22 protein-coding genes and 1 tRNA gene are annotated in these 24,409 nt (G+C 62.0%); 6 read left to right on the forward strand and 17 right to left on the reverse strand.

The window, feature by feature from the left end; all coding sequences use genetic code 11:
- The first annotated feature begins 4 nt into the window (after nt 1-4).
- Entirely contained in the window at nt 5-823 is an 819-nt protein-coding gene (locus AC1Y2B_RS06745) for an SDR family oxidoreductase (RefSeq protein WP_482252299.1), read from the forward strand.
- A 70-nt stretch (nt 824-893) separates the two neighbouring features.
- Nucleotides 894-1,217, forward strand: coding sequence for an ArsR/SmtB family transcription factor (locus AC1Y2B_RS06750; protein WP_482252300.1), 324 nt, complete (start codon nt 894-896; stop codon nt 1,215-1,217).
- 18 nt (nt 1,218-1,235) lie between these two features.
- Here AC1Y2B_RS06750 and AC1Y2B_RS06755 read toward each other — a convergent pair whose 3' ends face one another.
- The 16 genes from AC1Y2B_RS06755 to AC1Y2B_RS06830 form a co-directional block, all read right to left on the reverse strand.
- Entirely contained in the window at nt 1,236-3,794 is a 2,559-nt protein-coding gene (locus tag AC1Y2B_RS06755; RefSeq protein ID WP_482252301.1) for a PAS domain-containing hybrid sensor histidine kinase/response regulator, read from the reverse strand.
- 23 nt (nt 3,795-3,817) lie between these two features.
- Nucleotides 3,818-4,312, reverse strand: a complete 495-nt coding sequence (locus AC1Y2B_RS06760) for a putative pterin-binding protein (protein ID WP_482252302.1) — start codon at nt 4,310-4,312, stop codon at nt 3,818-3,820.
- Between the two features lie 152 nt (nt 4,313-4,464).
- Nucleotides 4,465-5,079: a response regulator gene (locus tag AC1Y2B_RS06765; protein WP_482252303.1), complete on the reverse strand. Its 615-nt coding sequence runs from the start codon at nt 5,077-5,079 to the stop codon at nt 4,465-4,467.
- A gap of 182 nt (nt 5,080-5,261) precedes the next feature.
- Nucleotides 5,262-5,939, reverse strand: a complete 678-nt coding sequence (locus AC1Y2B_RS06770) for a response regulator transcription factor (RefSeq protein ID WP_482252304.1) — start codon at nt 5,937-5,939, stop codon at nt 5,262-5,264.
- A 21-nt stretch (nt 5,940-5,960) separates the two neighbouring features.
- Nucleotides 5,961-6,611: a sugar transferase gene (locus tag AC1Y2B_RS06775; RefSeq protein ID WP_482252305.1), complete on the reverse strand. Its 651-nt coding sequence runs from the start codon at nt 6,609-6,611 to the stop codon at nt 5,961-5,963.
- Nucleotides 6,612-6,915: 304 nt separating this feature from the next.
- The gene (locus tag AC1Y2B_RS06780) at nt 6,916-8,982 is read right to left on the reverse strand and encodes a GumC family protein (protein WP_482252306.1); all 2,067 of its coding nucleotides are present in this window, start codon (nt 8,980-8,982) and stop codon (nt 6,916-6,918) included.
- Nucleotides 8,979-9,836, reverse strand: a complete 858-nt coding sequence (locus tag AC1Y2B_RS06785; RefSeq protein ID WP_482252307.1) for a glycosyltransferase family 2 protein — start codon at nt 9,834-9,836, stop codon at nt 8,979-8,981. The genes AC1Y2B_RS06780 and AC1Y2B_RS06785 overlap by 4 nt, the downstream gene beginning before the upstream one ends.
- The gene (locus AC1Y2B_RS06790; protein ID WP_482252308.1) at nt 9,833-10,336 is read right to left on the reverse strand and encodes a glycosyltransferase; all 504 of its coding nucleotides are present in this window, start codon (nt 10,334-10,336) and stop codon (nt 9,833-9,835) included. The genes AC1Y2B_RS06785 and AC1Y2B_RS06790 overlap by 4 nt, the downstream gene beginning before the upstream one ends.
- Nucleotides 10,336-10,809 (reverse strand): UDP-N-acetylglucosamine--LPS N-acetylglucosamine transferase, encoded by a 474-nt coding sequence (locus AC1Y2B_RS06795; protein WP_482252309.1) that lies wholly within the window; start codon nt 10,807-10,809, stop codon nt 10,336-10,338. Before AC1Y2B_RS06795 ends, AC1Y2B_RS06790 begins: the two co-directional genes overlap by 1 nt.
- 138 nt (nt 10,810-10,947) lie before the next feature.
- A complete protein-coding gene (locus AC1Y2B_RS06800; RefSeq protein ID WP_482252310.1) occupies nt 10,948-12,147 on the reverse strand; it encodes a glycosyltransferase family 4 protein in 1,200 nt (399 codons plus the stop codon).
- Nucleotides 12,144-13,076, reverse strand: coding sequence for a glycosyltransferase family 2 protein (locus AC1Y2B_RS06805; protein ID WP_482252311.1), 933 nt, complete (start codon nt 13,074-13,076; stop codon nt 12,144-12,146). Before AC1Y2B_RS06805 ends, AC1Y2B_RS06800 begins: the two co-directional genes overlap by 4 nt.
- Nucleotides 13,077-13,088: 12 nt before the next feature.
- Entirely contained in the window at nt 13,089-14,450 is a 1,362-nt protein-coding gene (locus AC1Y2B_RS06810) for a hypothetical protein (protein ID WP_482252312.1), read from the reverse strand.
- A 3-nt stretch (nt 14,451-14,453) separates the two neighbouring features.
- On the reverse strand, nt 14,454-15,446 hold the full coding sequence (locus tag AC1Y2B_RS06815; protein ID WP_482252313.1) for an acyltransferase family protein: 993 nt from the start codon (nt 15,444-15,446) through the stop codon (nt 14,454-14,456).
- Nucleotides 15,443-16,681 (reverse strand): Coenzyme F420 hydrogenase/dehydrogenase, beta subunit C-terminal domain, encoded by a 1,239-nt coding sequence (locus AC1Y2B_RS06820; RefSeq protein WP_482252314.1) that lies wholly within the window; start codon nt 16,679-16,681, stop codon nt 15,443-15,445. The genes AC1Y2B_RS06815 and AC1Y2B_RS06820 overlap by 4 nt, the downstream gene beginning before the upstream one ends.
- Nucleotides 16,678-17,910, reverse strand: a complete 1,233-nt coding sequence (locus tag AC1Y2B_RS06825; RefSeq protein WP_482252315.1) for an oligosaccharide flippase family protein — start codon at nt 17,908-17,910, stop codon at nt 16,678-16,680. Before AC1Y2B_RS06825 ends, AC1Y2B_RS06820 begins: the two co-directional genes overlap by 4 nt.
- A gap of 1 nt (nt 17,911) precedes the next feature.
- Complete coding sequence (locus tag AC1Y2B_RS06830; RefSeq protein ID WP_482252316.1) at nt 17,912-19,162, reverse strand: polysaccharide pyruvyl transferase family protein; 1,251 nt, start codon at nt 19,160-19,162, stop codon at nt 17,912-17,914.
- Between the two features lie 132 nt (nt 19,163-19,294).
- Between AC1Y2B_RS06830 and AC1Y2B_RS06835 the strand changes: the two genes are divergently transcribed.
- Complete coding sequence (locus AC1Y2B_RS06835) at nt 19,295-20,377, forward strand: polysaccharide biosynthesis/export family protein (protein WP_482252317.1); 1,083 nt, start codon at nt 19,295-19,297, stop codon at nt 20,375-20,377.
- Between the two features lie 260 nt (nt 20,378-20,637).
- On the opposite strand, the gene AC1Y2B_RS06840 is transcribed toward AC1Y2B_RS06835, so the two are convergent.
- Nucleotides 20,638-20,722 (reverse strand) — tRNA-Leu (locus tag AC1Y2B_RS06840).
- Nucleotides 20,723-20,896: 174 nt separating this feature from the next.
- Here AC1Y2B_RS06840 and AC1Y2B_RS06845 point away from each other — a divergent pair.
- The 3 genes from AC1Y2B_RS06845 to AC1Y2B_RS06855 all read left to right on the forward strand — a co-directional run bounded on the left by AC1Y2B_RS06845 (nt 20,897) and on the right by AC1Y2B_RS06855 (nt 24,347).
- The gene (locus AC1Y2B_RS06845) at nt 20,897-21,880 is read left to right on the forward strand and encodes a complex I NDUFA9 subunit family protein (RefSeq protein ID WP_482252318.1); all 984 of its coding nucleotides are present in this window, start codon (nt 20,897-20,899) and stop codon (nt 21,878-21,880) included.
- A 31-nt stretch (nt 21,881-21,911) separates the two neighbouring features.
- Complete coding sequence (locus AC1Y2B_RS06850) at nt 21,912-22,703, forward strand: undecaprenyl-diphosphate phosphatase (RefSeq protein WP_482252319.1); 792 nt, start codon at nt 21,912-21,914, stop codon at nt 22,701-22,703.
- Between the two features lie 207 nt (nt 22,704-22,910).
- A complete protein-coding gene (locus AC1Y2B_RS06855; RefSeq protein ID WP_482252320.1) occupies nt 22,911-24,347 on the forward strand; it encodes an NAD(P)-dependent oxidoreductase in 1,437 nt (478 codons plus the stop codon).
- The last annotated feature ends 62 nt before the right edge of the window (nt 24,348-24,409 follow it).

The following is a 24,409-nucleotide window of genomic DNA, read 5'->3' on the forward strand; positions in this document are numbered from 1 at the left end:
CGACATGAACCGGATGGATGGCAAAGTCTGCATTGTGACCGGGGCGACGCAGGGTCTGGGCATGGCCATCGCGCGCCGTCTTGCTGCCGCCGGAGCCGCCGGGGTTGTGGTGACAGGGCGCAACCTGCGCCGTGGCGAGGCAGTTTCCAAGGCGCTGACTGCCGATTTCGGTGTTGAGGCACGCTTCATCCGGGCCGATTTTGCGCGGGTTGACGACTGCCGCCATGCCATTGCCGAGACGGACCGAATGTTTGGCCGTCTGGACGTGCTGGTGAATGCTGGTGCCTCCACCGATCGCGGCACAATCCTAGACACCTCGCCAGAGCAGTTCGACCGCATCTTCAACACTAATGTTCGCGGTCCCTATTTCCTGATGCAGGAGGCGATCAAACTGATGATCCGCGAGGGCACCGAGGGCGCTATCTGTAACATCGGCTCGATTTCGGCGCTGTCGGGCCAGCCGTTCATCAACGCTTACTGTGCGTCAAAAGGCGCCTTGACCACGCTGACCGCCAATACCGCCTTTTCGGTCATGGCCAATCGGATTCGTGTCAATCAGTTGAACGTCGGCTGGATGGCGTCCGATCACGAGCGCGAAATACAGGTGGCCCAGTCTGGTGATCCGGATTGGGAGGCCAAGGCAGGCGAAAAGCTGCCTTTCGGCCGGCTGGTTGATCCCGAAGAGGCAGCGCGGGCCGTGAACTTTCTGGTCTCCAGTGATGCGGGTCTGATGACCGGGGCCATTGTGAACTTCGACCAGTCAGTTTGGGGCGCCGTGGCCGGGGGAATGCCGGTGCCCGATGGCCCGATGCGACTGGTCTGACCCCAAGTCACATTTACATCTCTGCATATCAGCGTATTCTCAGGGCGGGTTTCATACGGGAAATGGCAAGATGACCGCGCCGGTACCCAGCAGTTTTGCGCAAAATGGACAACATGAGGCCCTGCCTCGTGCGGTCGCCTTTCTGAAAGTGCTGGGCCATGAGGGCCGATTGGAAATCCTTTGCCATCTGATTGACCGATCCTGCAGCGTGGGCGAGTTGATCGTGGCGACCGGTGCCTCGCAACCGGCGGTCTCGCAGCAGTTGATGCGGCTGCGCGCCGAGGGGCTGGTCAGGACAGAGCGGCAGGGAAAAAGTGTGCTGTACTCGATTGCGCGGCCAGAAATCGGCAAGGTCGTTGCCGCCCTTCGGGACGCATTCTGCGCCCCAGCCTAGCTGATGCAGGAGTTCCGCCTATCGTGCTTGGTTTGAGGTGTAGGCGTTCAGCGCTGCCTCTGCCTCGGCCCAAAGCGCGGCGGTTTTTTCGCTGACAAGCGCGGTTGCGGCGGCGATATTCCCTTCGCGGCACAGGTTTTCAGCTTTGGCAAAATGGCGATGCAGGGCGACGGTGCCCACCATCGCCGATGCCCCGGCCCCCTCATGGCAAACTGCAATCAGCTTTGGCGATCCTTCTGGTGTGCAAGCGACTTGCAGCCGCGTCTGCAGGTCCGCAAAATCGGAGGTGTAGCGGGCAATCATCCGGGCCAGACCCGCAGCGCCAAGCCCGTCGCGCAGGTCCTCCAGCCGTTCGATACTCACCGCATCCGATGGCGTCGCCGGCGGAAGTTGCGGCCCCTCCGGCTCTGCGACCAGTGCCGCCCGCAGGTCTCGGACGGTGATCGGCTTGGTCAGGCAGCCATCCATGCCGGCTTCCTTGAACCGTTGCAAATCGGCTGGCAACGAGTGTGCCGTGACGGCGACGATCCGGCTTTTGGTGGACTGGCCTTCCATCCGGATCAAGGATGTGGCGGTAAGCCCGTCCATCAGCGGCATCGAGATGTCCATCAGGATCACGTCGAAATGGTGGGCGCGCGCCAGTTCCATGCCTTTGCCGCCATCATCGGCAAGCGTGACGCGGTGCCCCAGTTGCAACAGCATTTCTTCCAGCACGATGCGGTTCGTCGGGTTGTCTTCAACGACAAGCACGTCAAAGTTTGTCAGCTGATCGTCCTTGCCGGTCTTGGCAAAGGCCGCGGCGGTCTGATCCTCCGCGATGGTCAGCGGCAGGCGCATCCAGAAACAACTGCCTTCGCCAAGTTCGCTTTCAACGCCGACCTCTCCACCCATGGCGTGGGCCAGTCGGCGCGAAATCGCGAGGCCCAGTCCGGTGCCGGCACCCGTGCGGCCATAGGAGGGGTCCACCATAACAAAGTCATCAAAGACCCGCTCTTGATCGGCTTCAGCAATTCCAATCCCGCTGTCGGTCACCCGCACTTCGATGACAGAGGTCGAGCCGAGGCGTTCCTGTTCTTCGACCTCCACCGAGATCTCGCCTTCATCCGTGAATTTGATGGCATTCGACAGAAAGTTCTGGATGATTTGGCCAATGCGGAAGGCGTCGCCGTGCAGCCTTGGCAAGGGCGTCAAGGCGTGCAGCGTCAGTGTGGTTCCGTTGACGCCAGCCATATGGCCCAGCGTCACGACAAAGTTCTGCAACATTTCGACCATGTCGAAATCTTCCAGCGTCAGATGCATCTGGCCCGCTTCAATCTTCGAAATGTCGAGCACGTCGTTGGCATGGCGCAGCAGTTGCCGTGCCGAAGATTCAGCCAGATCAAGGAAGCGCTTCTGTTTTTCGTCTACCGCCATCCCGCTGGCAATCTCCAGCGCCGCCATCACCCCGTTCAACGGGGTGCGCATTTCGTGGCTCATCACGGCCATGAAGTTCGTTTTGGCCTGCTCTGCCGCCAGCGCTTCATCGCGTGCCGTCAGCAGCGACCGTTCCGCCGCCACCCGGCCTGAGATATCCCGCAGGAATGCGATGAAGATCAGCCCATCGTCGGTGTTGTGGCTGGCGATCGCAAGTTCGATCGGGAATTCTGCTCCGCCTTTGCGCATGGCGATCATTTCAAACCGGCCCGAGTTCACGACCCGAAAACTGCCATAGCGCTTCATGCGCGCCATGCCAGCCTCGTGACTTCCACGGGCGCCGGGCGGAATGATCAGATCCGAAAGTGATGCCCCCAGGGCTTCTTCCCTTGTGTAGCCGAACTGCTGAGAGGCGGCCTCGTTGAAGGCGATGATGCGGCCATCCATCCCGGCAACAATGATTGCGTCGAGTGAGGTGCCGACGGTCGCTGCCAGGCGCGACGACAATCGTGCCGTCTCAGCCGCGCGGCGTTCCGCAAGCCGGTTCAGCCACAGCACCAGCGCATTCATCAGGATCAGCGCGATCAGAACGATTCCCGCAGCCCAGGCCACCTGCTGCACCAAGGCGGTAAAGGCCGACCGGCGCAGGTCGGCCAGCGCTGCGTATTTGTCCACGATCTTCACGGACATGTCGCGCAAGTCTTCGCGCAGGGACGTGGCCTTCTGCGCAATGCTTGGCAAGGCCGCCCGCAGGTCCGCGTCGCTGGAGTCAATCAGCGGGGTTATGTCCGAGAGGAAATCCTCCAGTCGGACATTCATCGGGTTCACGACATCCTGCAGCCCAAGCTGAACGAACATCTTGCCTTTGATGGCAGACTGGGCCCGGCTGTAGAACAGGTCAAAACGCTTGCGCAATTCGGTCAGCGGCAGGTTGGGCTCAGCCTGCGCCAATTCCGCTTCGCTTTCGAAGCGGACGGCGTCGAGTTCAAGCTGCGTGACGTTCCAGTGGATATTATCCACGGGCTCTTCCTGAAACGCCTGCAATTCACTGCGCAGGCGAACCCCCAGCACCAGAACGACCGCAACAGCGGCGGCAGCGAAAACCATGATCGCAGGCTGCAAAGCCCGTGCCAAAGCGGCCAAACGAGGTGTGCTCTTGGCCATGTCATTCGCTCCGCTTGGGCGGATCACTCTCCGAATTCGATGCGGTCCAGTTGCCAGATCGAGCGGGCATAGGCCACCTCGGTCCGATAATCAGCATTGGCGTCGTAGGGATAGACCAGCCAAACCGGGCCCTTGTCGCGCAGGGACATGGGCTTTCCGTCCATCAGATAGGCCAACATCGGGCCATCATCCTTGACGTCCGCCATCGGCATGGAGATCTGGTAGTCGTTCAGCGCTGTCAGCTTGATCGTGGTTCCGGTGGCGCCCACCGCTGCAATGTAGTCTTTCAAAAGCACGCCCTGAAAGGTCGGCGTACCATCGGTCCAGGTGGTTGACGTGGTGAAGCTGTGTTGCGGCAAAGCGGCCAGTTGCGCCTCATCCAGCTTGAGCATCCCACCCGCATTTGTCTTCGCGATGGTGCCGGACGCCGTCAACAGAACATCGCCCTTGGGCGCTGCGAAGTCATCGGCCATGGCCAAAGAAGCCGTCAAAACCAGCGTCGCGCAAGCAAGCGCCATCGGAAATTTCTTCAAAACTTGGAGCATGTGCCAAACCTCCGTTCGCGAACCAAATCTCACCCAAATTACCATCCGGAAGCGTTTACGTCGCTGGTTCATTGGGGGTGGAACCTACCCTTTCGGGTATAACTATCCGTTCGGATAGATGGGCGTTAGAAGATCCCGGCTTCCTTGGCAATCATGGCCGCATGGGTGCGATTCTTGGCGTCAATCTTGCGGTAAAGCGTCTTGATGTGCAGTTTCACGGTCACTTCCTGCAAGTCCAGCTCGCGCGCGATTTCCTTGTTCGCCAGCCCCCGGCACAGCCGCTTCAGAACATCCAGTTCGCGCGGGGTCAGTGTTGCGCCTGCGACGGTGATCTGCTGCTGATCCTGCGGTGACATCATGCTGATCGGGGCATAAACCTCACCGGCAGCCATAAAACGCACGGCGGCAATCAAGGACCGGGTCGACATTGTCTTGGGCAGAAAACCTGCGGCGCCTTCTGACAGGGCCTGTTCCGCCACGCTGCGCGGTGCCGTACCCGACAGGATGGCAACTGGTTTGGCACCCTGCAATTTCTTCATCGCAGCCAGCCCGGCCAGCCCGTTCATGCCCGGCATCATGTAATCCAGCAAGACCAGATCAAACGGCCCACTCTTGCGCACCACCTCAACCGAGGAGGGGAAATCCGAAGCGACAGAAACTTCTACGCCGTCTTCCTGGCGCAAGAACGCTGCAATTGTGTCCCGTACAAGTTCCTGATCATCGACAAGCAAAATTCTCACGAACACCTCTTTCGGCCAGCACGCTGCATACGAACTATATAACACTGCGACCCTACAGCCGACAAAGGGATAACAGCAAGCCAAGCCAACATGGATGATCGCCGGCTGTCACCAATATGCGTCTTATCTGGATATCCGCCAAAAGCAATACGCGGATGAGCCCGCTATGCTTGGGGTATGCCTTACTGGAACCCGGCATCTCTGGCGATCATTGTCGCCTGGGTTCGGTTGCGGGCGTTTACTTTAACGCAGATTGACTTGACGTGGACTTTGACGGTCGTCTCGTGAACCCCAAGCGATGCCGCGATTTCCAGATTGGTCATCCCGCGGCAGACGTGACGCAGCACAACAGTCTCGCGTTGCGACAGAGTCGGTAAAGCTAACGACGGCTGCTTGATCTTTGTTCCCAATATAAAATGCGGCGGCGCATATTTCTCTCCGGCGAGGATCAGGCGCAATGCTTCAATCAACAATTTTGTGCCCATCGTCTTGGGCAAGAAACCCGAGGCCCCAACCTGAAAGGCTTGTTCGACCATCGAAGGGGGCATGTTCCCCGAAATCATCGCGACCGGCTTGTCACCCTGTCTTGCGACCATTTCTGACAGGCCTTGCAGTCCGGCCATCCCTGGCATCTGGAAGTCCAGCAGGACCAGATCAAACGGGCCATTGATCCCGACTGCATTCAGCGCCGCGGGTAAATCGTGAACCCCAAGCACCTCAAAGCCGGTCACCTTCTTGATGAAGTTGGCAAGGGCGTCGCGCACAAGTTCGTGATCGTCGGCGAGCAGGATGTGCATTTGTGTTCTTTCAGGCGTGATGACCAAGGCCGTCCCCGGGCCGTGCCCCGGTGTGATGCGCATGGCGCGGGGGTCCTGGCGGGATCAGTAAGCGCCACGGCCGGTGAAGACGGCCTCGAAGGTCCGCAGCAGGATGATCAGGTCTGCCAGCAAACTGCCATTGCGGGCATATTGAATGTCCAGTTCAACCATCTCGTCGAACCCGATTTCAGCCCGGCCCGACACTTGCCACAGGCCGGTGATGCCCGGCAGGACCGACAGACGTTGCAAGGCGCGGGCCGGGTAGGCGGCAACTTCCGAAGGCAAGGCGGGACGCGGGCCAACCAGCGACATGTCACCCTTCAGAACGTTGAAGACCTGCGGCAGCTCATCCAGCGAAAGCCGGCGCAACCAGCGGCCAACCGGAGTGATGCGGGGATCGTTCTTTGCCTTGAAGCAAATGCCTTGGCGGTCAGAGGTGGCCAGAAGTGCGGCGCGGCGGGTTTCGGCATCCATGTACATCGAACGGAATTTGTAGATGGCAAAAGGTGCCCCATTCTTGCCGATCCGCGTTTGCACGAACATCACCGGACCAGCCGAGGTGAACTTCACCAAAGCCGCGATGATCACGAACACAGGCGCCAGCAATGCAAGGATGATCAGCCCAAGAGTCAGATCAAGTGGTCGTTTCCAGGGTTGAACCGAATGCGCCGCCGAGGCGGGGGTGTTTTGGAAAGCGTGTTGCAAGGTGTGCATTTGGTTTTCGTCCTTCTTCGGCGATGCCGGGTCATTTCGCGTCAGGGACGATATAAATCTTAAGTTTATCCAAAACTTCCTAGCAAAGGGACAGAACGCCCTTCCGCTTGAGACCGCCCCTACCCCAAAGGATAATACCCCCTGTCACTCCGTAGGGAGCCCTTGAACAATTCGGGCTGAAGCGTCGCGACTCACCCGGTAGAAAGTTGAAAAGCCTAATCAAATCCCGTTGGTGGGTTCAAAATCAAAACACCATCACCGGCTCTGGTGATGGCGTTTTCGATGATCCACTGGGTCTTTGGGTCTAGAGACCGGGATCATCCGGATTGGCGTCCTGAAAGGTCAGGACGCCGCCTTGCCGGGGCAGACTGTCCAATTTGCCGATCTGGCCTGCGATGCTGGCTTTCCGATCCTTCGGTCGTACCTCTGCAACGGCAAGATCCGACACCGAAAGCAGCAATTCGGTCGAAACACTTTCCGAGAGTGAGCCGCATAGCAGAATGACAAGCTCGTAGGGTCCTTTGATGCCCGCCAGCGCCGAGCGGACCCGACCCACCCCGATTTCGGTATCGGCCATACCGCTTTTGCGGCCGACGGGCAGGATATCCAGATAGCCCGACGTCCCATAGGGAACTACGGTGCAATCCTTGCCCTCCAGGGCATCACGCCAACCCGGCGATTCGTGGTGGCCCAAAGTCTCGGTCAAAGAGCCGGCCTTGGCGTCGGCATCGATCAACAAGGTGCGACTGCGCGCCTCGCTGAAGCTGACGGCCAGCGACAGGGCGAGGTCGACGGGCGTCCCCCGGTCCATGCGGGTGACCGCGATGACCCTGGTGGCATCCTGCAAGGGCGGCACGCGCAAGGGATGCAGTTGCAAGGCATTGCGCAGACGGTCAGCCTGCGCCTTTTCGCCCTTTCCGCGGGGAGCGATGGTCTTGATTGGTGCCAGGTGGGAAAAGCGCTTTAGATTGTCCGAATAATGGAGCCGCCTGCTGATCAGACCCCTCACAAGGCTGAATGCCAGCGAGAGGAACACGCCAGCGCCCAGACCGGCCGCAGAGCGCACCTTGGTGTTGTCGGCTGCTGGCTTGTCCGGCACAGCTGGCGGTGACATCAGGACCGAATAACCCGGCAGGGCTTTTCCCGTCTCGACCGTGATCACTTCGATGCCCTGCCGGGTTTCTTCCAGCAGTTTCGCCACATTGTCGGCTTCGGTGCGCAGCGCGTCCAGCTGTATCATGCGGTTATTCAGATCCCGCGCTTCGGACTTGGCTGTTTCCAGTTGGGTGGTCACCTTGTCCAACAGGGCCTGAATTTCGGCAACACTTTGGGTGGCATTGGCTGCGGTCGTATCGGTCAACGCGCCGGTCTGGCCCAGAACCTTGATCTGTTCGCGCCGATCCGTCATCGATTGGTCGATGACGGCCAGTTCTTTCATCTTGTCTTGCACCTGCGAGGAGGTTTCCGGATAGCGGTCTTTAAGCGTGGACAGTTCGGCTTCACGCTTGGCGCGCTCAAAGTTCAGATCGGCCAAAGCACGGTCCAGCAGGGTGGAGCGCAGAATGTCCTGATTGGCCATATCCGCCGAGGATGCCCCGGCCTTGGCTTTCATGGAGGCCAGCGTGCCCTCAACCTCGTCCTTTCGGGCCGCGATCTCGTCAATCTTGGCAACTTTGTCGGCATGGGCCTTGCTGAGCGAATCGACACCGTATTCGCCGCCGACTTCCAGCATCTTGGCTTCGTTGTCCGCCTGACGCGCGACAAGTTGCTTTTCGCGGGCCTGCAGTTCGCTCAGACGCACGGCGCTGCTCGTGGCTTCGGTTTCGGCATGCAACGCCAGATAGGCCTCTGCGACGGCTTGCAGCTTTTGGGCGGCGAAGGTCGCGCTTTTCGACCTTGTCGTCAGGGTGATCAGGCTGTCGGCACGCTTGATGTCGATCGAACCGCCAAGTTCCGCCGAGGTCATCTTGCCGGTTTCGGCAGGGTATTGCGTCTGAAGGGAAAGCGTCGCGCGATCCATGATCGGCGGTGAGCCGATGTAGCTCGTCTCGGCCTTCACATAGGTGTCAAAGGTCTTGAGCACCGAATCGTCGCCGGTTCGATACAGCACGCTGGCCTCTTGCGGATAGACCCGCACAATGGCCTGACTTTCGTAAAGCTGGGCGCCGCTGATGTAGCCGAGGCTTCCCAAAAGCGGGCCAAGGACGGCAGCCCCCATCGCCACATGTTTCCAACGTCCCCGCATCGCGCGAACAACTGAACTCATCGGGTTCTGTTCGACCGGAAGCTGAGCGGGGGCGGGAACGAAGGGGTCAAAATCGGCGGCATCCGAAAAGCTGGGGCCAGCCAAAGCGGAACCAAATGCCGTCATTTGAGGCGCGCCTCCGAGGTGCGGTTTCCGGTATCACGCTCCCAAGCGGTTTGTGCCGCAGGGCTTTCGCGCGTCAATTGCCAGCGCACAAGCGTCATCACGCCGATGTAGATCACCATCCCTGGCCACAGCAGCGGGCGTCGAAGGGCTTGCGACAGCATCATGGCCACGCTGTTTTCCGACGAGGTCTGCCCCACGACCGCCCGAACAGCCCGCGCCCCCCGAAGCGAGCGACGGCGCAGGCGGATCAGTGTGGCCAGATCCTTCGGGGCGCGGGCAAAGAAGCGGCTGCTGGGAACATAGGCCCGCTCGGCCGGGGCGAAGGCGCGCCGCACCCATTCATCGTCGGCGGTCACACGGGGCAAGGGGAATATCCGCGCCGCTCCCTGCGCCGAAAGCGCGAACATCCCGCCGAACTTGCCCTTGGCAAAGTAGGGGTTCAGCGCCCAAGCCTCATAGAACGCCCGCACGGCCCAGGAAGACCCACCCACATCAGGCACCATCTGACCGCAGGATGCATGCGCAGCACCGTTGCGCAAAGGGGCGATCAGATCCAGAATCTCGCCCGCAGTCACCACCAGATCGGCATCCAGACAGACCACCGGTTGCCCGGGCACCGCGGATCTGTAACCAAGGTTCATCGCATTGGCTTTGCCGCCTTCGGGCGTTTCCAGAACCAGCGCAGTGGGGATTGCCCTGCGGGCCACCTCTGCCGTGTGATCGGTGCAGGCATTGGCAATCACAATCACCCGCAGAAGCCCCTCGGCGCTGACCCGGGACAGTCGGGTCAACAAGGGGGCGATCACGTTGGCTTCGTTCCAGGCAGGGATCAGGACAGTGGCAAGCGGCGTCATGTGCGGGTCTCCTGCGGAGCAGTGGCAAAGATGAAATTCTTCAGGTTTGCAATCAACTGAGGCGAGGCTACGGCAGAGCCCGCCTGCGTCTGCGCCGGTTGTTCCAGAAGGCGGTCCAGCGCCGAGGCCAGATCGGTTTCGTTCTGAACGACCGTCACATTGGGCAAGGTTGCCATTTCCGCGGCGGTGTCCTGCTGGTGGTTATTGCGATGCTCGCCAAGTGCGGCGCGGCGCGGCATCAAGATGATGGGCTTGCCCAGTTCAGTGGCCGACAGGATGCTGCCCATCCCTGCATGGGCCACAATCACCCGGGCCGTCTTGAACGCCTGATCAAACGCGTTGTGGCCAAGGCTCTCGGCGCAGTCCAGATGGGCGAATTGCCTGTCGGTGCGACCGGTTTGCGCCTTGACCACGACCTTGGGATGGGCGGCGGCCCACGCGTCCAAAGCGCCCAGCAGGCGATCAAATGGCAATTGGGTGCCAACGGTTGCGAAGACCATCACAGCACCGATCCCCAGAATTCAGCGCCGCTTTGCCGGGCGACCATAGGCCACTGCGAGACTACTTTGTCGGCCACACCCTGACACATACGTGCCGTCACGGACAACTGTCGGGCATTGGCGATGGAATCGACGAACAGCGTGCGGGCTCCCAGCATCCGGGCAAACCGTATGGCAAAATATCCGCCCGCCGCCCCGGTTGAGACGACAACATCCGGGCGGACCTTCACCACGATCACCAGCAGCCGCAGCGCCGCCAGCGCCAGCCTGATCTTGGTGTCCTTGTTGGCGTCGGGATAGACGTGCACCGGGCAGGGATGCACCGTCATCGCTGCCGTGGCATCGACCGTGGCATACTGCACGTCAGCCCCGGCAAACGCCGGGCGCAGCCTCAGAAGTTGCACCCAATGGCCGCCGCCTGAGGCGACAGCCAGGACACGAGGGGTCTTGCGGGTCTGACGGCGGAATAGCATGGCGGTGCACTCGATTCACGAAGGTGTTGTCGAGTGTCATTCATATCCAGATGGCGTATCTAACGGGTGGCCGCAGCGGGGTAAGCCGACTGAACGCTTGGGAGGATTCCTACCCTATAGAGTAGGTTTCTGCAGGCCCTACTTCAGAAGGTCTTGATAAAGCGCCAGAAGCCGATCCGCCTTGGCGGACCACAGCCCCTCGGCCACCACTTTGGCGCGGGCATTGCGGCCCAGGGTGTCCAGCAAGCCAGGCTGGCTGGCGCAAAGCCGGATTTTTGCCGCAATATCCTTGGCGAACTGCGCGGGCGTCGTCACCGGGATGCGGAACCCACAGGTGTCGTCCACAATGAAATCCGGCCCGCCCCGCGCGGCGGTGATGATCGGCATGGCATTGCGCATGGCCTCGTACAGCACACCGCCAGCAGGTTCGCGGAACGATGGGAACAGGAAGGCGTCATGGGTGCGGTACAGTTCTTCGATATGGGGGCGGGGTTGCTGGCCCAGAAAGGCCACGCGGTCCACAATGCCCAGACGCTTGGCCTCGGCCCGGCAGAGGGCGATTTCCTCGCCCGCGCCCGCGCTGGTCAGGGTGACGCCCGGCAGGTCCTTCAGATGCGCCAAGGCGCGTACGGCATCGCGCAGGCCCTTGGTGCGCACCCCGCGACCGACATGCAGCAGGCGCAGCTTGCCCGGTTCAACGGGCAGACGCGGCGGGTCAGGTGCATCATCTATGCCCAATTCCAGTAACGGCTCGAACCGCTGAAGGCTGATGGCACCCAGAACCTCTTCGACATAGGGCGCCACACCCAAAATGCAGGCAGCATTGGCATAACTGGCCCGAAGGCCGGGGTCCCAGCGGAAGCGCAAGGCATCCAGCGCCCGCAGTCGCGTGAACAGCGGGGCAGATCCCGCCTCGGACCGGAACGCCTCCGGCGTGTCCAAGGCGCCTCCAAGCGGACCGATGATACAGGGAATGTCGAAGTGCCGCAGCGGCGAGGCATAACGCGCGGCCTGCGGCATCAATTGATGGGTCACGTCAAACCTTTCGCCTTTGGCAACGGCTGCCTTCAGCCAGACTTTCACCTTATGGGCGAACAGCGGCCAAGCCGGTTTCAGCATGGCGTTCAGACGTTCGTGGCGGCGGACGAAGGCCGGTTCCGGCCATGTCACAACGCGCACTGCCGGCAACTGATCCGCCAAGGACCGGCGGCCCGGTCGTTCAAAGGACAGCACGGTCAGGTCAACCTTCCGGGCCAACGCCTCGGCCCATTTGAACGCGACATAGGCCTCGCCAACATCGGTGCCATCCACGTTCGGGGCAATCAGCAGAACCTTCATGCCCGCGCCCCCTTGGGCCGGGGCCAGGCCTTGCCCATGCCCGACACCACGCTGCGGAAATGCCGGGCCCTCTCTCGCGCCGCAGTCTTGCCACCGACCGCAAGCACGGTCCAGGCGATGCTGCGCGACAGGTTGAACGTGGCCAGCAACGCATAGCAGGCCAGCCCCGCGATGATTCCGCCATGCTTTCTGTGCAGCCGCACGGTGCCTTCAGTCAGCATGATGTCGCGCTTGTGGTTCAGGCTTTTGACCGAGCCGCCACCAAAATGGGTGATCTCGCCCACGGGGGCGAAGATGACCTTCCAACCCGCATTTGCAAAGCGGCGGCACCAATCGGTTTCTTCGCCGTAAAAGAAGAATGCGTCGTCCAGCAGTCCCACCTGCCGCACGGCGGCCGCTCGCACGAACATCGCGCAGCCGGAAATCACCTCCACCTCCCGCTGATCCCGCCGGTCCCAGCTTTCCAGACGGTAGACGTCGAACAGGGCAATCCGGGTCAGGCCCAGCATCTGGAACGTCAGGTTGCGCAGCGTCGGGAATTTGGTCGAGGACACCTGCATCGTTCCATCCCGGTTCAGAATGCGCGGACCCATCACGGCCACGTTCGGATGGCGGTCCAGCCAAGTGACGGCATCGGGCAAGACCGAGCCATGCACCAGCGTATCGGTGTTCAAAAGCAACACGTGCCGCCCCTTTGCCCGCGCCAAGGCCAGGTTGTTCGCCGCCGCAAAACCAAGGTTGCTATCGTTGGCGATGGTTTTCACTTCGGGAAACACGCGCGCCAGCATCTCCAGCGAACCATCGGAGGAGGCGTTGTCGACCACGATGATTTCGGCCTTCAAAGACCCCAAACCGGCGAAAACGGTATGAAGACAATCGCGCAGCAGAACACGCGTGTTCCAGTTCACGATGATGATGGAAAGATCCATGGTGCTATCCTTTCAGAAGAAACGCGTGACGGCACCCGGAAGGGCCGGTTGAAAAGGGGTTGCGATGCGGCCCGGTCGGCTCAGGCCAAAGTCTCGCTTGATGGCGCCGTCGGGCAAAGGCGCATCCACCAGCCAGACGCCCGACCCGATCAGGAAGATGAACAGCACGAACAACGCGTTCCACAGATGCACCGTCGCCGCTGCGACCGAGATGCCGAACAGCGTGAAGGCCCAGGCATGGCGGGCGTTGCGCCAGGTCTGCGGCAGGCCCTTGCGCTGCCCGGCCTTCCAGATCAGCCCGATCAGAAGCGTCACCAGCAGGAAGAACGCAGGCAGCCCATAGCGGCAGGCGACGACCAGCCAGAAATTGTCCATGCTGTCGGACATGTAGGACGGCCGGATCCAGTCCCCCAACCCGATCCCGAAGATCGGATGCCGCCACACCTCGGCCGAGCCGAACTGGAAGATCAGGATGCGGTTGTAGCCCGACACGGCCGAGAAGGTCAGGTAGGTGACGAAAACCTGAAACGGGTTTCGCGTGGACAGCGTGTCGATGCCCACGTAAAGCGCGGCAAAAAGCCCGGCGAGCATCTTCCAGCGCCCATCGGTCTTGCCCAGAGCCCGTTGCCAGATGGCCACGAAAAGCTGCAGCAGAAGCACCGTGTATGGCCCGCCCGAGGCTGAAAAGAAGGCCGCCATGATCACCCCAAGCACTTGGCTCATGCCTTTGAAGTTCAACAGCCTGCGCTCGGCGATCACGAAATAGGCCATCGAGAAGGCTGCGGCGGAGAAGACGCCGTAAAGGATCGGATGGTCGAACGGCCCGAAGGCGCGGGTCAGCCCCATGCGTTTGTCGATATAGGGGGCCATCGGGCCACCCACCACCTTGACGATGCCATCATGCAGGATGTGGATGCCGGTCACCGCCTCTGGCAGGGTGAAGAACACCATCACGCAGGTGGCACCCACATAGAACTTGGCCACGGCATAGAAATCTTCATAACTGCGCACGTAGATCCGCCCGACCAGGTACGACCCCAGGAACTCGATCACGTAGATCCCGCCCGATTGCGTGCCTTGACCTGCGCCGCCCCAGACCTCCAGTGCCAGAAAGCACCAGGCCGAATGTGCGATGGCAAGCCAGTCAAAGACGTTGATCTTGCCGCGCTTGCCCGAGATCAGGGCCGTCAGCATCGGGTACAGGGCAAACAGCAGCACAAAGCGATAGACCGACAACCGCAGCCCGGCAAGGTTGACCGAAACCGAGGTCGGCAGCATCATCCCGAAGAAGAATAGCGTCACCACCAAGGGCGCGCCGAGGAACCTACGGATCTTCATCTGGTTGCCGGGAAGGGCTGCGGCGCGGGTTGTCATCGCTCAGACGGCCTTCGAACGCAGGGGTAGCGCGGGATGTTCCACCAAAGACCAGCTGGCCCGCGCAATCGGCAGTGTGCAGACCACAGACAAGACAGCAAGCTGAACGGGGGTGACCTGTGGCAGCAAGCTTGCCAGGGTCTGCGCAACCGGCCAACCATAGATATAGACGCCGTAAGAGACATCCTCGCGCAGGTTCAGCACCGGCGTGCGGTAGGCCAGCAACAGGATGGCGTAGCAGAAGGCCATCGTTCCTATCACTTCGCCAAGGGGCGTGTCGCTGGCAATCCTTGCAGCCAAGACCGGCAGCAGGAGAAGGGCCGGGTGCAGGGCAAGAACCTCGCGGAACCGCCACGCCGCCATGCCAAGGCTGAACGCCAAAAACAACGGAGCGAACGTGGCCAGGCGGTCCGGCAGGATTGGCGCAAAGATGGCCAGACCCATGGCCACCGCCAGCAGGGCCTCTGCCCCGATGGAGGAGCGCAGCAGCCCGAGGCGCACCGTCACAAAGCAGATGAAATAGGCGGCCACCTCGTATTGCAGGCTCCATAGTGGGCCATTGACGGCATGCGGATAGGGATTGGCACCGTATGCCCCGGTGATCTGATGCTCGATCCCCACCAGGCTCAGGCCGCGCAAGACAAAGCGGACCGCCTCAACCGCGTTTGGCGTGCCGCCTGACAAGACGGCCAACCCCAGCGAGACCAGCAGCGCCACGGTCAGACCGGGCACAATGCGACGGATACGGGCGGTCCAGAAGGCTATGGCGGACCGGCGCTCGGCGCTTTGGAGGATCAGAAAGCCGGACAGGAAGAAGAAGACCACCAGGGCCCAGCCACCCAATGAGCGCCCGGTCACCTCTTGCAGAGGTTCGGGCGTCCCGATGCCCAAGGCTAGGGGCCAGGCGTGGCTGACGATGACCGACACGGCGGCGATCAGGCGCAGCAGGTCCAGATTGTTGCCCTTGCGGGCCGATATGGCGTCTGAAAGGGTCATGTCTGCCCTCCGATCACCACCGGACGCCACAGCTTGGCGCGCAGGATGCGCTTGGCGGTTCCCGCGAGGGATTGCAGTTTTTCCTTGGCCGGCAGGCGCAACCACAGGGGCAGCAGGGACAGGCCCTTTTCCTGCGGCACCGGCAGCCCGAAGGCCCGCATGATCAGGCGGCGGCCAAAGACGGCTCCTTGGCTGGCCAAAAGGTTCGGTTGCGCGCGCGCGATCACCGCGCGGTCGCCCCGTGTGGCAACCAGAACCCCAGCCGAAATCGCTGCCTCGATCAGGCGCAGGCCGGCTGGCGTACGGGCGATGATCAGTGACCGTCCCGCATCGACATTCCCCGCCGGAGGATTGTGCCACGGATCCCCGACCGAGATATCGGCGAAGGCACCCGTGTGGTCGGTGCAGATCCGGCAGCGCCAGCGGCGTTCCGATTGCAGGATGCGGCCCCAGCCTTCGGCATAGGGGATGCCCGCTGAGGTCACCTCACCCGTCTCGGTCAGATATTTTGCCTGCATCAGGCCGGGCCAGCCGTCGCCGCGATAGCGCAACTCGGTCAGCCTGGCTTTGGCGGGCACGCCCAGACGCGCCAGCAGTTTGTCGGTCGCTACCAGATTGGGCGCTCCGGCGCAGAAGATCCCTATTGTCACGGCCAGTTTATCGCCCATCCCGGCCTTGTGAACCGATGCCACGTCGCAGGGTTTGCCCACGAAGACCACCGGCTGATCCAAGGCGGCAATTGTCCCAATCGCTTCCGCAGCACTTGCCTGCGCATAGCGCGACCCCGCACCGCGCATCAGGCCCTCGCGGGTCGTGCTGATCACCGCCTCATTGAAACGCGGGTCGTCTTGACGCGCACGGACATGGGCCACGCCCCCCGCCGCCCCTGATTGCAGGGCAAACAGCGCCAAAGCCGTCACCGCTCCGCCCGAGGAGCTGCGGTGGCGCACGTCGTCATCGGCGGCATAACCCTCCCAAGTCGCCAGAACCGGACCCCAGGTGGCGTCGACCGCATCCTTGCGCGGAAAGGTGGTGTAGTCGACCGCCACCCCGGCGCAGAGCTTGATGGCAGCTTCGGCGGCCGTTTGGCCATCGACATCGGCGCGCACCACGGGACGGCGGCCGTTGATCGGGTCATCGACCATCTTGATGAAGTCCGGGAAGGCGCCCGCGCAGGCACCACAGCCGGTGCACAGGTTGCAGGCAACGGCTTTGGTGATCGGATCGGTGTTCACAGCAGGGCCTCTTCGGAAATCGGCTGGAAGCTCAATTGCAGCAGGAAGTGCGCGCGCAGGGTTGCGAGCATTTCGCCGATCATGGCGGCCATGGCGACCATCAGCAGCGGCTGACCCATGGCGGCCAGACCCATGGCTGGCACCAGGGCCAGCGCACGCCAGAAGTTGGCCCGGGCCGGATCCCCCGTGCGCCCCGAGGCCACGGCGGTTTGCGAATGCGGAGTGCGCAGGATGCGGAAGGCGGCGGCCAGACCCAGCGCCAGCGCCAGCGCGAAGGAGGGCCGGAATTGCGCCCCATAAACCAGCGCGATGGCATAGGGTGCCAGCACTGCGAAGCCTAAGGCAAAGGCTCCCGCCAGGGCGATATGCACTTTGACCGCCGCAGCCACCACGGGCCGCAAAGTGTCGTTGTGCAACGCCACCCGCAACCGCGGCGCCAGAAGCGAGCCTGCAGCCCGTCCTGCGATCTGGGCCGGAAGGCTGGCCAGCTGCAGGGCGACGCCGTAGATGCCGACCTCCGCCCAGCCAAACCACCCCGCCACGATCAGACGGTCGGCCTGAAAGGTCAGGAACATCAGGAAAGCGTTGACCACCAAGGGCGTGCCAAAGCGGGCGGCGCGGTCAAGGATCATCTTGTCGAAGTGCATCGACCAGCGGCGATGCGCCACCAGATGCGACAGCAGGACCTGCGCCGCCGCCTGAACCAGCAAGGCCACCAGCATCGCCCGATGGTCCGGCACCAGATGCCCGATCAACGGCAGCGACACCAGCATCAGCAAGACTGACCCGCCCTCCACCAGTGCCAACGGCAGGTAAGAGAAGTTCCGCTCGGCCAGACGGTAATCGAGGTTGAGGAAGGCCCGCATCATTGGGATAAGGGCAAGCGCCATGTATTCGCCAAGGCTCGCCCCGTCCGGCAGCAGGTAGGCCATCGGAAAGGCCAAGCCCAGCAACATCACCGCCATCGCAAGGCCGCGCAGAAACGCGGCGCCCTGCAAGGCTGACAAGAAGCGCGGATCGTCGCCATCACGAGAGGTCATCAGCAAACGCTCGACCCCGATGTCGCTGATCATCTCGGTCAGGCGCAGCACCAAAACCAACACCATGGCGCGGCCCAGTTCCTCTGGCCCCGTGGCCCAAGCCAGCACGACAGATCGCAGCATGGCCCCGATTTCAGCCAGAAAAGGTACCGACCATGCCAAAGAGCGACCAATGAAACCAACCGACATCTCAGGCCCCGATCTGCGCGGCGATCGCGTCCATTTGCGCCTCGGCCCGCTGCTGCAGATCCGACACCAATCCCGCCAGTCTCAACTTGGTGTCCGCCCGGTTTGCGACAGAGATCGCCATCGTACGCGCCAGGGTGGCCGTATCCATCTGGCGCAGATCGGCCACATGGTCGCCTATGCCGCATTGATCGAACACACCCGCCGCCTTGTCGGAATACCCCAGACCCAGCGTCGGGGTGCCCGAGGAAAAGGCCCCGATCGTGGCATGCATCCGGGCCCCGGCGAACCAATCCAGCCGGGCCAGAATCCACTTCAGTTCCATCGCGTTGGGGCGGCTTTCGATGATCTCGATCCGGTCGGCATAGTCTGCACCCAGCCGCGCCTTCAGCTGACGCGAGGCGGTCAGATCACTTTCCGGCGCACCCTCGGCCTGATGGACATGCGGCACCAGCAAAAGCCGCATGGTCGGGTTGAGGTTCAGAATGGCCCGGCAAGCCACCTCAAGCTGGCGGTCATGCCGGTCAGTCAGCCGGAAGGTCTTTTGCGCGGCAATCGGGTCCATCGCCAACAGGCCCGACACGTTGAGGCCGATCACCGGGAATTCGCGCTGGCCGTTCAGCCAGCCAAGAACCACCTCGGACAGACCGGACTTCGGTGCCACCTGTGGCAGGGCCACGGCCATATCCAGACCGAGCCGGTGCTTCTGCGGGTTGAAATCCTGCCCCAGCATGTCTTGCATGAAGGTGAGGCTGCCCTTGTCGCGCAGCCAAACGGCGTCGGCGGCCTTGAGCACCTCAATCGCTTCGGCCCGGCATTCGGCCGTGTGGAACGGTCCGAGGGTCTGGGGCAGCAGGATCAGCGTCTTGCCCGAATCCAATGCCAGCTGTTTGGACAGAACCATCGTGCGAAAGCGCTTGGGTCCATAAAGATCGGTAAAACTGTCGCCGCCCGAAACGTCCAGAATGGCCTTGCTGCGCGCGATCACCCGTGCCGTCGGCGAGTGAAGCCCACCCATCCGGGCCAGCGCCCGCACCCCCACAAGATTCTCGGACCGCCAATACCGGCGCGTGTTGCTGAGCCCGATCAGGTCAACCCGGGCAAAGCCCCAGTCCGCTTTCCGGTGGCCCCGGCCGTGGTCTGCCACCGCCACGGACCCGATGTTGCGGGCGCTCAGACCGGCGACGGCTGACATGCACAGGGCGCTAACCCCTTGGTTGCCCGTATCCGGCGCAGCGTTCAGAATGGAGATCATTTTCTTTTCGGACTTTATGTTTGTGTTCCGGGCTGCAATACCAGTGAGGACTTGAGGTGTCTGCTGATAGGCGGGATAGCGCGGAAGCCGAACGGCGCTTTGACCTGTCCACGCGAAGTAAGGGCTATACGGATGAGTAGGTTTCTGCGTTGGGAATGCGTGGCCGCGCTGCTGTTTGTGCTGTCGGCCTGTGTCCCGCAAGTGCCGCCCGACCTTCCCAAGATCGCAGGCCCCGAAACGGCGGGCGTCGTCCAGCGAATTCCGGTCAACGCAGCCCCAACGGCCTTGGCCCATACGCCTGTCTGTGGCGGGGCGAAGCTTGCCACCAGTGTCAAATCGTCCAGCAAGGGCGGTTATGCCCCACCCGGCGGCTATCTGGTCGGGCCGGGGGACAATCTGAAGTTCAACGTCTTTGGCGAACCCGGCATGACCGATATCACCGCCCGCGTTGATGATGCGGGCTATGTTCAGCTGCCGATGGTGGAACTGGTTCAGGTGGCGGGAAAGACGACGCGCGATATACAGGCTCAGTTGAAAGAGGCGTACAAGGCCAATCTCATCAACCCCTGGGTCACGGTCGAACTTGTCGAGGCGCAAAGTGCGCCGATGTATTTCCTGGGTGAATTCAACCAGTCCGGCGTAAAGTACATGAGCGGCGCAACCGATATCCTGCAGGCTTTGGCCTTGGCCGGAGGGTTGTCCCCCGACGCCTATCTGCCCGGCGCGCGGCTGTTGCGCGACAACCATGTCTGCACGGTTGACCTTAACGCCCTGCTGCACAACGGTGATTTCAGCCAGAACGTCTGGATCAAGCCGCGCGATGTGATCTTCGCTCCGCGCAAAGAGGATATGTCGGTCTATGTGCTGGGTGCCGTGGGGTCTCCGCAGGCGGTGCCTTATGGCGCGGCGGGACGCACCCTGTTGCAGGTTCTCTCCATGGCGGGCGGGCCCGTCGCCGGGGTGGCGCAGTTGCAAGGCATCCGCATCGTGCGCAGCAATTCTCCAACGACCGGAGAGTTGATCGTGTTCGACGCCCGCAAAGCCTTGTCGGGCCGTGGCCTTGATCTGCCACTGGAGCCCGGCGACGTGGTTTACGTTCCCTCCTCTGAAATCGGCGACTGGAACTCTGCCGTGGCGCAGATCCTGCCCAGCTTGCAGTTGCTGGGCGGCATCCTGACCCCGATCAACCTGATCCAGAACCTGAACGGCAACTAAGCCACTGGCCGATTAACGGCTGCATGAACCCTGGCGCCGCCGCCAAGGTGCTGCAGGGGGCATGCCTCCATCTCAGCTTGAACGAACCGGTTGGCCAGCCCCCGCGCAACCCGGTGCCACCCCAGTTTCTTTGATCCGGCGTGGCAGCGTCCCCTGCGCGGCAACACCATGGCCACCGCCAAGGCAAAGGTTGGCAAGTCGGAGACTGAGAAAAGCAAAAGCCGTGTAACCATTTGGTTACACGGCTTTGTCTGCGATATTGGTGCCCGGAAGAGGACTCGAACCTCCACGTCTTGCAACACTGGTACCTGAAACCAGCGCGTCTACCAATTCCGCCATCCGGGCGTATCGTGGGGCGGGGTTTAGCTGTGCCTGTCGGGGGTGTCAACGGGGTGAAATCGAAAAAATCGCATCCGTGAATGGTCTTGCTGGCAGAACGTGGCGCCTGTATTCAGACGTCGTCTTCAAACCGGTCTTTCGGCCCGGTATTTGGAAAAGCGCAGCAGTCACGAGGGCCCTATGAGCAAACTGGTCACGATCTTTGGCGGTTCCGGGTTTGTCGGTCGCTACATCGCTCGCAAGATGGCGAAAGAGGGTTGGCGCGTGCGGGTTGCGGTTCGCCGCCCGAACGAGGCGCTGTTCGTCCGTGGCTATGGCGCCGTGGGCCAGGTGGAACCGGTGTTCTGCAACATCCGCGATGATGCCTCGGTTGCCAACGCGCTGGTGGGTGCGGATGCGGCGGTCAACTGCGTGGGCACCTTTGATGCCAGTGGGTCGAACAACTTTGACGCCGTGCAGGCGGAAGGGGCTGAGCGCGTCGCCCGGCTTGCGGCCAAGGCTGGGCTGGCGACCTTGGTGCATCTGTCTGCGATCGGCGCCGATGTGAAAGCCGCCTCCAACTATGCCCGCAGCAAGGGCGAAGGCGAGGCTGCCGTTCTGGCTGCATTCCCCAAGGCCTTGATTTTGCGCCCTTCGGTCGTCTTTGGTAGCGAGGATGGCTTCTTCAACCGTTTTGCCGGGATGAGCCGTCTGGGCCTGATCCTGCCGCTGATTGGCGGCAAGACGCGGTTCCAGCCGGTCTATGTACAGGACGTGGCCGCTGCCGCTGTGAAGGGCGTGCTGGGTCAGGCCTCTGGCATCTATGAACTGGGCGGTCCGGATGCCGAGACGCTGAGCATGCTGATCGGTCAGGTCCTTGCCGTGATCCAACGTCGCAGGCTGGTGCTGAACATGCCGTTCTGGGTCGGCTCTGCCATCGCGGCGGCGGTTGGCTTTGCTTCGGCCCTGACGCTGGGGCTGTTCCCCAACAAGATCATCACTCTGGATCAGGTGCGCCAGCTCAAGCATGACAATGTGGTGTCGGCCGGGGCCAAGACCCTTGCCGACCTGGGAATTGAAGCGACGAATTTCGGCGCGGTCATCCCGGAATATCTGTGGCGTTATCGCGAATCTGGTCAGTTCGCCGCGATCCGCGATTCGGCCAAGAACCTGAAAAAGGCGTAACTCTGCGTCAGGCGCAACCAAGGGGACCGATGTGTCTTATCTGAACGATGTCCTTTTGGGGGTGATCGAGGGGATCACCGAGTTTCTTCCGATTTCCTCCACCGGGCACCTGCTTTTGGCAGAGCACTGGCTGGGCGCGCGGTCAGAGACCTATAACATCGTGATTCAAGCGGGTGCGATTCTGGCGGTGACGCTGATCTACTGGCGGCGGATCGTCGATCTGCTGCTGGGGTGGGGCGATGCCGAGAACCGTGATTATCTGATCAAGCTGATCATCGCCTTTCTGATCACGGCCGTTCTTGGGCTGGTCGTCAAGAAGCTGGGCGTTGAACTTCCCTCGACAATTCAACCGATTGCCTGGGCCTTGGTGATTGGTGGGGGGTGGATGATCCTGGCGGAAACGCTGGCCGCCAAGCAGGCAGACCGCACCGCGATTACCGTGCGGGTGGCGATTGCGGTGGGCTTGGCGCAGATTGTGGCGGGCGTGTTTCCCGGCACGTCGCGCTCTGCCGCCACGATCTTCGTGGCGATGCTGGTCGGCACGTCGAACCGGGCGGCGGCGACGGAGTTTGCGTTTCTGGTCGGGATTCCCACCATGTACGCCGCGAGCGGGTATGAACTGCTCAAGCAGATGAAGGGTGGCGTGGCGGAGGATTGGACGGGGTTGGGCATCGCCTTCGTCGTGTCGACCATCACGGCCTTTGTCGCGGTGAAATGGCTGCTGACCTACATCCGCAGCCACCGCTTTACCGCCTTCGCGATCTATCGCATCCTGTTCGGGGGCCTGCTTTTGGTGCTGACAGCCACGGGATTGGTCGTCTGACCCCCGCGAATCGCCCCTGATTTGGGGGCAAAGGGGGCGCAAGGCTGCTGATAGGTATCGATAGCTGACCTAATTTCCGCCTGTTTTTGCATCGACAGGTGAAAATCTTGCCGGAAATGCTTTTATAGGTCAATACTGCTGACTTTTATTCCCGTGCGGGGCGGGGTATCAAGCCGGACCCGAGCGGGAAGATGGGAGCGCTATCAAATGGCCGTGCAACGCATGCTGAAATTCGTGTCCTTGGGCAAGGAGACGCCCGAGAAGCGCCCGGCCAATCTACGCGCCGAAGACTTCCACGAGATTTACCGCCAGTTCGCCGCCAACAAGGCCGCCGAGCAGGCCAGTCGCTGCAGCCAGTGCGGCGTGCCCTATTGCCAAAGCCATTGCCCGCTGCACAACAACATCCCCGATTGGCTGCGGCTGACGGCGGAAGGGCGGTTGCAGGAGGCTTACGAGTTGAGCCAAGCCACCAACACCTTCCCCGAGATTTGCGGCCGCATCTGCCCGCAGGATCGCCTGTGCGAGGGCAACTGTGTCATCGAACAATCGGGCCACGGCACGGTGACGATTGGCGCGGTGGAGAAATATCTGACCGACCTCGCCTGGGAAAACGGCTGGGTTGCGCCGATCAAGGCGGGTGTGGAACGCGGCGAGTCGGTGGGGATCATCGGCGCAGGTCCGGGCGGATTGGCGGCAGCGGATGTGCTGCGGCGGGCGGGCGTGCAGGTCACGGTCTATGACCGCTATGACCGCGCGGGCGGGCTGCTGACCTATGGCATCCCCGGCTTCAAGCTGGAGAAACCCGTTGTGATGCAACGGGTTGAGCAGTTGGAGGCGGCGGGCGTGCAGTTCGTGCTGAACTGCCGCGTGGGCGAGGATCTGTCGTTTGACGCGATCCGGGGCCGCCATGACGCGGTGCTGATTGCGACGGGCGTCTACAAGTCGCGCGACATTGCGGCGCCGGGTGTCGGCGCGCAGGGCGTGGTGAAGGCGCTGGACTATCTGACGGCCAGCAACCGCAAGTCGTTTGGCGATGACGTGGCCGAGTTTGACAGTGGCGAATTGAATGCCGAGGGCAAGCGCGTGATCGTCATTGGTGGCGGCGATACGGCGATGGACTGCGTGCGCACGGCGATCCGGCAGGGGGCAACCTCGGTCAAGTGTTTGTACCGCCGCGACCGCGCCAACATGCCGGGCAGCCAGCGCGAAGTGCAGAACGCGGAAGAGGAAGGTGTTGAATTCGTTTGGCTTTCCGCACCGAAGGGCTTCACCGGTGGCGCTGTTGTCGATGGCGTGATCGTGCAGAAGATGCGGCTTGGCGCACCGGATGCATCGGGCCGGCAGATGCCGGAACTGATCGAGGATGCCGATTACCGCGAACCTGCCGATCTGGTGGTGCAGGCCCTGGGCTTTGAGCCGGAAGACCTGCCGGGGCTTTGGGGTGTCAAGGAACTGGCCGTGACCCGCTGGGGCACGATCAAGGCCGATTTCCGCAGCCATGCCACCAATCTGCCGGGCGTCTATGCGGCAGGCGACATCGTGCGGGGGGCTTCGCTGGTGGTTTGGGCGATCCGCGATGGGCGTGAAGCAGCCGATGCGATCCTGTCCTATCTGGCCCAAGCGGCGGTTGTTGCGGCAGAATAAAGCGGAGGGGCCGCGTCGGGTTTGTGTAGTTCTTTTGTAGCTACAAACGCCCTACACGCCCG

It is taken from the genome of Stagnihabitans sp. (assembly GCF_964946895.1).

What these genes read in the sequence shown, in the direction of transcription:
- AC1Y2B_RS06745 (WP_482252299.1), top strand. Translation starts at nt 5, where the DNA reads ATGAACCGGATGGATGGCAAAGTCTGCATTGTGACCGGGGCGACGCAG.
- AC1Y2B_RS06750 (WP_482252300.1), top strand. Translation starts at nt 894, where the DNA reads ATGACCGCGCCGGTACCCAGCAGTTTTGCGCAAAATGGACAACATGAG.
- AC1Y2B_RS06755 (WP_482252301.1), bottom strand. Translation starts at nt 3,794, where the DNA reads ATGGCCAAGAGCACACCTCGTTTGGCCGCTTTGGCACGGGCTTTGCAG.
- AC1Y2B_RS06760 (WP_482252302.1), bottom strand. Translation starts at nt 4,312, where the DNA reads ATGGCGCTTGCTTGCGCGACGCTGGTTTTGACGGCTTCTTTGGCCATG.
- AC1Y2B_RS06770 (WP_482252304.1), bottom strand. Translation starts at nt 5,939, where the DNA reads ATGCGCATCACACCGGGGCACGGCCCGGGGACGGCCTTGGTCATCACG.
- AC1Y2B_RS06775 (WP_482252305.1), bottom strand. Translation starts at nt 6,611, where the DNA reads ATGCACACCTTGCAACACGCTTTCCAAAACACCCCCGCCTCGGCGGCG.
- AC1Y2B_RS06780 (WP_482252306.1), bottom strand. Translation starts at nt 8,982, where the DNA reads ATGACGGCATTTGGTTCCGCTTTGGCTGGCCCCAGCTTTTCGGATGCC.
- AC1Y2B_RS06785 (WP_482252307.1), bottom strand. Translation starts at nt 9,836, where the DNA reads ATGACGCCGCTTGCCACTGTCCTGATCCCTGCCTGGAACGAAGCCAAC.
- AC1Y2B_RS06790 (WP_482252308.1), bottom strand. Translation starts at nt 10,336, where the DNA reads ATGGTCTTCGCAACCGTTGGCACCCAATTGCCATTTGATCGCCTGCTG.
- AC1Y2B_RS06795 (WP_482252309.1), bottom strand. Translation starts at nt 10,809, where the DNA reads ATGCTATTCCGCCGTCAGACCCGCAAGACCCCTCGTGTCCTGGCTGTC.
- AC1Y2B_RS06800 (WP_482252310.1), bottom strand. Translation starts at nt 12,147, where the DNA reads ATGAAGGTTCTGCTGATTGCCCCGAACGTGGATGGCACCGATGTTGGC.
- AC1Y2B_RS06805 (WP_482252311.1), bottom strand. Translation starts at nt 13,076, where the DNA reads ATGGATCTTTCCATCATCATCGTGAACTGGAACACGCGTGTTCTGCTG.
- AC1Y2B_RS06810 (WP_482252312.1), bottom strand. Translation starts at nt 14,450, where the DNA reads ATGACAACCCGCGCCGCAGCCCTTCCCGGCAACCAGATGAAGATCCGT.
- AC1Y2B_RS06815 (WP_482252313.1), bottom strand. Translation starts at nt 15,446, where the DNA reads ATGACCCTTTCAGACGCCATATCGGCCCGCAAGGGCAACAATCTGGAC.
- AC1Y2B_RS06825 (WP_482252315.1), bottom strand. Translation starts at nt 17,910, where the DNA reads ATGTCGGTTGGTTTCATTGGTCGCTCTTTGGCATGGTCGGTACCTTTT.
- AC1Y2B_RS06830 (WP_482252316.1), bottom strand. Translation starts at nt 19,162, where the DNA reads ATGATCTCCATTCTGAACGCTGCGCCGGATACGGGCAACCAAGGGGTT.
- AC1Y2B_RS06835 (WP_482252317.1), top strand. Translation starts at nt 19,295, where the DNA reads ATGAGTAGGTTTCTGCGTTGGGAATGCGTGGCCGCGCTGCTGTTTGTG.
- AC1Y2B_RS06845 (WP_482252318.1), top strand. Translation starts at nt 20,897, where the DNA reads ATGAGCAAACTGGTCACGATCTTTGGCGGTTCCGGGTTTGTCGGTCGC.
- AC1Y2B_RS06855 (WP_482252320.1), top strand. Translation starts at nt 22,911, where the DNA reads ATGGCCGTGCAACGCATGCTGAAATTCGTGTCCTTGGGCAAGGAGACG.